Annotated in this window: 1 protein-coding gene and 1 pseudogene; both read left to right on the forward strand. The window is 75.6% G+C overall.

Going from position 1 to position 1,759, the window contains the following annotated elements; all coding sequences use genetic code 11:
- Nucleotides 1-488, forward strand: a pseudogene (locus tag ACWDS7_RS48250) (ornithine cyclodeaminase family protein); the annotation flags it as partial.
- 117 nt (nucleotides 489-605) lie between these two features.
- On the forward strand, nucleotides 606-1,759 hold a 1,154-nt coding region (locus tag ACWDS7_RS48255), incomplete at its 3' end, for an FAD-dependent oxidoreductase (protein WP_451934794.1).

A 1,759-nucleotide genomic window follows, 5' to 3' on the forward strand; every position in this document is an offset into this window, starting at 1 on the left:
CCCGGCGGGCCGCCGACTTCGCCGGGCGCCATGCCGCCGCCTTCCGGAGCGCGGGCTGCGAGGTCGTCCCCGACGCGGCCACGGCGGCGGGGGTCGCGGAGATCTCCGTGCTCGCCACCTGGTCACGTGAGCCCCTCCTCGGGGCCTCGGACGTGGGGCCGGGCGCCCATGTCACCTCCCTGGGCGCCGACGAACCCGGCAAGTCCGAGCTCGCCGCGTCCCTGCTACGGGCCGGCCGCGTCATCGTCGACGACGTGTCCCTGGCGGTCGCGATGGGCGCGCTGGGCAACGCGGGGCTCACCGCGGCCGACGCGGCGGGCACGCTGGCGCAGGTGCTGCGGGGTGAGGTGCCCGGCCGTCGCGGCGGCGACGAGGTCACCGTCTACGCACCGGTCGGGCTGCCCTGGCAGGATCTGGCGCTCGCCTGGGTCGCCTACCGCCGGGCCCTGGACGGCGGCGCGGGCCTGGCGTTCGACTTTCTCGGCTGACCTCCCGCCCGGCCTGCCCGCACCGCCCGTCCGGCGGGCCCGCGCCGGTGCGGGCCGCGCGGATCGAGCACGCGTGAAGATGCCAGGGCCATACCCCTCCGACGTACGCTGCTGCGCATGGCACAGGCCGACAGCGCGATCGTCATCGGCGCCAGCATCGGCGGACTGCTGGTCGCCCGCGCACTCAGCGAAACGTACGCCAAGGTCACCATCGTGGACCGCGACCTGCTGCCCGAGGACCCGGTCGGGCGGCGTGGCGTCCCGCAGGACCGGCAGTTGCACGTCCTGCTGGCGCGGGGCAGGGAGCTGTTCGAAGGGCTCTTCCCCGGCCTGTCGGACGAGCTGGCCTCGCTGGGGGCGCCGCTGATCGACCTCCAGCACCAGGTCCACTGGTACAACGACGGATACCGGATGCGCCGGGCGCCCTCCCCGCTGATGGCCTTCGGTGTCAGCAGGCCGCTCCTGGAGCACGTGGTGCGGGCCCGCGTCGCGGCGCTGCCCGGGGTGAGCGTCCTTCCCGCGTGCGAGGTGCTGGGAGTAACCGCGACCCCCGACTCCCGGCGGGTCACCGGCGTGCGGGTGCTGCCGCGCACCGGCGGCGCGGTGGAGTCGGCCATCGGCGCCGACCTGGTCGTCGACGCGGGCGGCCGGGCCTCCCGCACCCCGGTCTGGCTGGAGCGGCTGGGCTACGAGCGCGCCCCCGAGGAGCACGTGCGCGTCGGCGTCACCTACGTGACCCGCAGCTACCGGCGGGAGCCGCACCATCTCGACGGACTGCTGGGGGCGCTCACCAACGCCGTCCCCGGGCTGCCGCGCGCGGGGATCGTGGCCGCCCAGGAGGACGGCCGGATCAGCGTCGCCCTGTCCGGCATGCTGGGCGAGGAGCCGCCCACCGGCGACGAGGACATGGCGGAGTACGCCGGCACGCTCGCCGCACCGCAGATCGCCGAGATCCTCCGGTCGGCGGTGCCGCTGGACGCACCGGTGAAGATGCGCTTCCCCGCGAGCCTGCGGCGGCGCTACGAGCGGCTGCGGCGCTTCCCCGAGGGCTATCTCGTGGTGGCCGACGCCCTGTGCAGCTTCAACCCCATCTACGGGCAGGGCATGACGGTCGCGGCGCTGGAGGCGCTGCTGCTGCGCCGCCTGATCGCGCAGGGGACCGACGGGCTGGCGCGGCGGTTCTTCCGCGGCGCGGCCAAGCTGATCGACACCCCCTGGTCGATCTCGGTGGGGACCGACCTGCGCTTCCCGGAGGTGGAGGGACGGCGGAC

It is taken from the genome of Streptosporangium sp. NPDC003464 (assembly GCF_053588315.1).